The following is a 5,998-nucleotide window of genomic DNA, read 5'->3' as shown; positions in this document are numbered from 1 at the left end:
AATGGATCATCAAAAGCGACTTTTTGAAATTTTTCTCCCCCATGGGGGAGAAAGCTCCATTCTTTCAAACAGTTAATCAATCAACTAAGTTAAGAACAATTCTTAACTACAAACTTATTATACGAGGAGGGTACTGAAAGGACTTGAAATTACAAGAGAATTTAGATACACTTCAAGTCACTACTTTCAGTAGATGTTCGATATGGAAAATCAGAATATGACGGATATTATTGAAGCTTATTTAAAGAAAGTGCTGCAGCAGCAGGATCAGGTAGAAATCAGACGAAGTGAAATAGCACAATTATTCGACTGCGTCCCTTCTCAGATCAATTATGTCATCAACACACGCTTCACGATCCAGAAAGGATATCTGGTGGAAAGTAAACGAGGCGGCGGGGGATATATCCGAATTATAAAAGTTCAGGTACTAGATGATCTTGATATGCTGAATACTATGATAGAAATCATTGGAGACAGCATATCTGAAAAGGATGCAAAATCTGTTGTACAGAAATTATATGAAGACGATATTATCACTAAAAGAGAAGCAAAACTCATGCTTGTAGCCATGGATAAATCCTTATATACCGGTGAAAGAGCGATAGACAATCGTCTACGATCAAATCTATTACGAACGATGTTAGTCAATTTGAAGTATGAAGAGCCAAACAAACGAAAGGCGGACCACACATGAATGAACTATTTACAGAAAAAGCCAAGAAAGCCTTACTGATCGCTCAGGAAGAAGCGCAATCTTTCCGCCATAGAACTGTTGGAACAGAGCACCTCCTACTGGGGCTGATTATTGAAGAAGATGGAATTGCAGGAAAAACTTTAAGAGAACTGACGATAACTGAAGAAGATATTAGAGAAGAAATTGAACACCTATCAAGTTATGGGCCTGAGCAGACTCTTCCTAAGAATGCGATCTTACCTTATTCACCTAGAGCTAGACAGATTATAAAGTATGCTACGGATGAAGCCAGACGAATGAAACGGCCGTTAGTCGGAACTGAACATCTGCTGCTGGGTCTTCTAAGAGATGAAGAGATTTTATCAGCGAAAATTCTGAATAACCTTGATGTGAATCTGGCCAAAGCCCGGCAGCTTGTGCTCAAGAAATTAGGGGCTCAGGATAAAAATGGAAAAAGCAGAGCAGGCAGCAGACGTCCGGGTAAAACGCAGCAATCTGCCTCTGGCGGAACCCCTACACTCGATTCTCTAGCACGTGATCTGACTCAGCAGGCTAGAGACAACAGATTGGATCCTATCGTAGGACGAAACAAGGAAGTCAGACGAATTATTCAGATACTAAGCAGACGCACCAAGAACAATCCTGTTCTTGTAGGGGATCCTGGAGTAGGTAAAACAGCAATAGCAGAAGGTTTAGCACAGAAAATTATTGCAAATGAAGTTCCGCCAGTACTTCAGAATAAGCGTCTGATGACTCTGGACATGGGGTCATTAGTTGCAGGAACGAAGTATCGTGGTGAATTCGAAGAACGTATGAAGAAAATAATTGACGAAATTTATCAGGATGGAGAAGTCATTCTATTTATTGATGAATTACACACACTGATTGGTGCTGGAGGAGCAGAAGGTGCCATCGATGCGTCCAATATTCTTAAACCTGCACTAGCACGTGGTGAACTCCAGACGATTGGTGCAACAACACTAGATGAATACCAGAAGCATATTGAAAAAGATGCGGCACTTGAAAGACGATTTGCATCTATTCATGTCGACCCGCCTTCTGAAATGGAGGCTGAAGAAATACTGTTTGGCCTGAGAGAACGTTATGAGCAGCACCATGGTGTGAAGATAACCGATGAAGCACTCAGAGCGGCTGTGCATTTGTCTACGCGATATATCACGTCAAGACAATTGCCAGACAAAGCGATTGATCTGATGGATGAATCTGCATCCAAGGTTCGTATGGACGAGAGTGATTCGCCAACACCGTTATCCAAAGCAACTGAAACGCTTGAAGATTTGATTCGTAAAAAAGAGAAGGCTATTCAGTCTCAGGACTTCGAACGTGCAGCTCAGATAAGAGAAAAAGAGATGAGGCAGAGAAAACGACTGGAAAAACTGCTCAAGCAGGATGATGATGCAGATGTAAGCCAGCTTCGAGTGACCGAATCGGATATAGCGGAAGTTGTATCTCAGTGGACGGGTATACCAGTAAATCAGATGGAACAGAAAGAAAGCGAACGACTGCTTAATCTTGAAAAAGTACTCCATGAGCGTGTTGTCGGTCAGGAGCAGGCTGTCGTTGCCGTTTCTAAAGCTATCAGACGAGCACGCAGTGGGCTAAAAGATCCTAACCGTCCAATTGGTTCATTTATGTTCCTGGGTCCTACTGGTGTAGGTAAGACAGAACTGGCTAAAGCTCTGGCAGAGTCAATGTTCGGAAGCGAAGAAGCCCTGGTTAGAGTAGATATGTCTGAATTTATGGAGAAATACAGTACGAGTCGTCTAGTCGGTTCACCTCCAGGTTATGTCGGTTATGATGAAGGTGGACAACTGACTGAGAAAATTAGACAGAAGCCTTATTCAGTTATACTTCTTGATGAAGTGGAGAAAGCTCACCCTGACGTCTTCAACATCCTGCTTCAAGTTCTGGATGACGGAGTGCTCACAGATGGAAAAGGCAGAAAAGTAGACTTCAAAAATACTATTCTTATTATGACATCCAACTTAGGAGCTACAGCTCTCAGAGATGAGAAATCTGTTGGATTTGGAGCAATCGATAAGCGGTTCGATCATGATGCAATGGAGAAACGAATTCGTGAAGAACTGAAAAATGCCTTCAGACCGGAGTTCCTTAACCGTATCGATGACACTATCGTGTTCCAGTCTCTCAAAAAAGATGAGCTTCGTGAAATCGTTAAATTATTAACAAAAAATATTGTGACTCGTATGGAAGAAATCGGTATCCAGCTTAAAATCACTTCATCAGCTATGGATGTGATTGCTGAAGAGGGATTTGATCCAGAGTATGGTGCCCGTCCACTTAAACGGGCCATTCAGAATAAGATGGAAGACCGTTTGAGTGAAGCGTTGCTGTCCGGCGAAATCAGTCTGAAAGACAAAGTGACTCTAGGCGCTTCAAAAGGGGAAATCACCTTAAGAGTTAGAGAAGAAAAGAATAAAAAGTCTAAAATAACTAACTGATAAAAGATACTGGATCTTGTTTTCAGTTAGTAATCATATTCTGTAAGAACCACGCGTTCGTTTTTGAGGTGTTATACCTCTTAAAATGGACGTGTGGTTTTTGCTCAATATTGAAAACAAGATAACAATTAATATCATTAGGTTAAGAAAATGTAGGGTGATAACGTTTATCTGTTGATAAACACTATAAAAAAAGAAAGGATGTTACTATATTCACGCACAAGAAAGAATCACAGGGACACCTTCAAATAGCCAGACTCTATGAAATGACAGAAGATAAAGGAATCAGAGATATGCTCGGTTTCCTTCTGGCTAGAGACAAACAGCACCAGCTTCAGTGGATCGAAGCCATCAAAGAACTGGAAGCTAAAGAAGGCATCGTTGTACCGGGAACAGTTCCTGAAAAATACGAAGTGTTTGATGTGACTCATACCCTTTATAATTTCTCAGTAGGGGAAGACAGCAAACCGGTAGTGGATGGGAAAGAAGCCGCTGACGGAAATGAATTCAAATACATTAAAAACCCTCAGGCTATGGCTGACAAGCCAGTACTGAAAGCACCGCCTGCTAAACTGCACAGCACACCATCAGAAAAATAAACGGATAGGATGTAATCAGATTTCATTAACCGAGATCAGATAATCAAGCGTTTATCTTTGAAACAGCAGCTCTTTCTCTGGTACTATTAAATTGATAAATCAAATAAGAGAGGATTGAAATGGATGAAAAAAATAGATGACACGCAAAAGAGTATTCTGATTGGAGTAGGGGTTGCGTTTTTAGTCGGGATTCTCACTTTCCTGTTTTCTTCTGACAATGCGAAGAAAAAAACGAAAGCAACAGTGAACCGCCAGAAAGCGAAGCACTATGTGAATGATAAATTCAACAGCAAAAGTGCAAAAAAATTAGTCAGCAAACTGACTGACGATGAAATTAATATGCTCGCTGGTGCTGCTGGAAAAGTCAGCAATCTGGAAGATAAGTTTTCTGATATGAAAGATTATATGCAGGACAAGTCAAAAGATGCGAAAAAAGCATTTAAGAAAGTTAAAAAGTAGCCAGTTCCGGCTAAATAAAAAAAGGTCTCCTTTTACAGGAGGCCTTTATTTATAGAATGAGAAGATAGCACAGCAGCAGTTCATTCATGTTTTTCAAGGATAGACCGGTGGATTCATTGAATCGGTCCATCCGGTACTGTAGCGTATTGCGGTGTATAAACAGTTGTTTAGCAGCAACACTGATATTTCCCTGACTTTGCCATAAAGCTTGGATCAATTCGTGCCAGTCGTCTGAGGCATCGATCTGAGTTTTGAGTTCCTTCATTATGGCACTTTTTGCCAGCGCATCTTTTGTAAAATGATGCAGGGCAATATCCGGAAGCGAACTGACCTGATGGTGCATATGTGTGACTTCCTGCTGAAAAATATTCTGTTCTTCTTTAAATAAGTCATAAAGATTGTGGTCTGGTGTCCAGAATTGTCCAATATAAGCATGAGTTCTTATTGAAAAGTCATCCTCAAGTGTCTGGAGGATACCTGTTATTTCTTCATCAGAGAAATTCGGGGCGTCAGTATCCTGCACTATAAGACAGGTATCGCTGCTTATAAAAAAGACATCTAGAACAGGTTCGAATAATTGTCTGATTGAATCAATCCAGATTAAGTAGTCGAATTGTGTATCGATTTTCTCCAAGTAGAGCTGAGTCAGACGTATCATCTGAGTGGTTTTAGGTGGAAGTTCTCTTTGGCCTTGAATCAGTTCAGCCCATTTAGAGTCCGAGACTGGAAAGGAAGAAGGCTCAATTTCCTGTTTAAGCATGACAAGAAGCTGCCACTCTTTTTCAGTCAGCTCTTTTTTCGGGATATGAATCCATTTATTTTTATAAGGAATGCGGAAAGTGTCTTCGTCCATAAATGGCAGATCGGACAAAACCGCTTCGGGATACAGTGTTTTCAAGTTTGCATAATCCAAACTTATTCCTCCTATCTCAGTGTAGCTTAATTTTACCACTGTTTGATGCAAAGAGAAACTAAGGTATAATGAAGAAAAAGTGACTTTTGGAGCGATCGAGATGACTGGATACACCGAAAAAGAAAAAGACCGATGGATGGCTGAAGCGATCATCGAAGCAAAGAAGGCCGAAGCGATACTAGAAGTCCCCATCGGGGCAGTGGTTGTCAAAGATGGCCAAGTGATTGGCCGAGGACATAATCAGAGAGAAACGCTTCAGGAAGCCGCCGCTCATGCAGAGATGATAGCAATCAAGGAGGCGAATCAGCATCTGGGTAACTGGCGACTGGAAGAGTGTGATCTGTTTGTAACGTTGGAACCGTGTGTCATGTGCAGCGGCGCCATTGTACTTTCCCGCCTGCGTTCAGTTTATTATGGGCCAGCTGATCCCAAGGGCGGGGCAGTGGAGTCGTTGATGACTGTTCTTCAGGATGACCGTCTGAACCACCAGTGTGAGGTGCACAAGGGAGTCAGGAAAGAAGAGTGCTCAGCCTTGCTGTCTGATTTTTTCAGGACACTTAGGGCAAGAAAAAAGAGGGAAAAAGCCCTGAGGCAATCAGAAGCTTCCAATGAAGCAAACGAGTGAATCAGAAGGAGATACATGAGCTTGCGTACTAATAGAAAACCGCCCGTCATCGAGACAGTATGAAATAAACTGTCTTGATGACCGGTGGTTTTTATCACCATTTGACAGAAGACTCCCACCTCTAAGCGAAGCGTAGGTGGGAGATGAATGCCTATTGAGCGAAGCTCAAAACAGCCCTTCTGATTTTAATGCTTTTCGCAACAGTTCAAGTACACTGGCTGTAAA

Annotated in this window: 6 protein-coding genes; 5 read left to right on the top strand and 1 reads right to left on the bottom strand. The window is 41.7% G+C overall.

Annotation, left to right across the window (positions count from 1 at the left end):
• The first annotated feature begins 202 nt into the window (after positions 1-202).
• The 4 genes from ACYQ2O_RS10010 (at position 203) to ACYQ2O_RS09995 (ending at position 4,235) form a co-directional block, all read left to right on the top strand.
• A complete protein-coding gene (locus ACYQ2O_RS10010; protein WP_346024227.1) occupies positions 203-694 on the top strand; it encodes a CtsR family transcriptional regulator in 492 nt (163 codons plus the stop codon).
• On the top strand, positions 691-3,177 hold the full coding sequence (locus ACYQ2O_RS10005) for an ATP-dependent Clp protease ATP-binding subunit (protein WP_459796530.1): 2,487 nt from the start codon (positions 691-693) through the stop codon (positions 3,175-3,177). Before ACYQ2O_RS10010 ends, ACYQ2O_RS10005 begins: the two co-directional genes overlap by 4 nt.
• A 209-nt stretch (positions 3,178-3,386) precedes the next feature.
• Entirely contained in the window at positions 3,387-3,776 is a 390-nt protein-coding gene (locus ACYQ2O_RS10000; RefSeq protein ID WP_459796532.1) for a manganese catalase family protein, read from the top strand.
• Between the two features lie 123 nt (positions 3,777-3,899).
• A complete protein-coding gene (locus ACYQ2O_RS09995; protein WP_459796529.1) occupies positions 3,900-4,235 on the top strand; it encodes a hypothetical protein in 336 nt (111 codons plus the stop codon).
• Positions 4,236-4,284: 49 nt separating this feature from the next.
• Here ACYQ2O_RS09995 and ACYQ2O_RS09990 read toward each other — a convergent pair whose 3' ends face one another.
• Positions 4,285-5,148, bottom strand: coding sequence for a helix-turn-helix domain-containing protein (locus ACYQ2O_RS09990; protein WP_459796527.1), 864 nt, complete (start codon positions 5,146-5,148; stop codon positions 4,285-4,287).
• A gap of 94 nt (positions 5,149-5,242) precedes the next feature.
• On the opposite strand from ACYQ2O_RS09990, the gene tadA reads away from it, so the two are divergent.
• The gene (gene tadA, locus ACYQ2O_RS09985; RefSeq protein WP_459796531.1) at positions 5,243-5,773 is read left to right on the top strand and encodes a tRNA adenosine(34) deaminase TadA; all 531 of its coding nucleotides are present in this window, start codon (positions 5,243-5,245) and stop codon (positions 5,771-5,773) included.
• Positions 5,774-5,998: the final 225 nt, after the last annotated feature.

Source organism: Alkalibacterium sp. m-11, from assembly GCF_054658155.1.
The sequence above is the reverse complement of the archived record's forward strand: the minus strand, read 5'-3'. Positions and strand labels throughout refer to the sequence as shown.

Bases quoted from the DNA above. Each gene is read 5' to 3' on its own strand.
- ACYQ2O_RS10010 (WP_346024227.1), top strand. From the start codon at position 203: ATGGAAAATCAGAATATGACGGATATTATTGAAGCTTATTTAAAGAAA.
- ACYQ2O_RS09995 (WP_459796529.1), top strand. From the start codon at position 3,900: ATGAAAAAAATAGATGACACGCAAAAGAGTATTCTGATTGGAGTAGGG.
- ACYQ2O_RS10005 (WP_459796530.1), top strand. From the start codon at position 691: ATGAATGAACTATTTACAGAAAAAGCCAAGAAAGCCTTACTGATCGCT.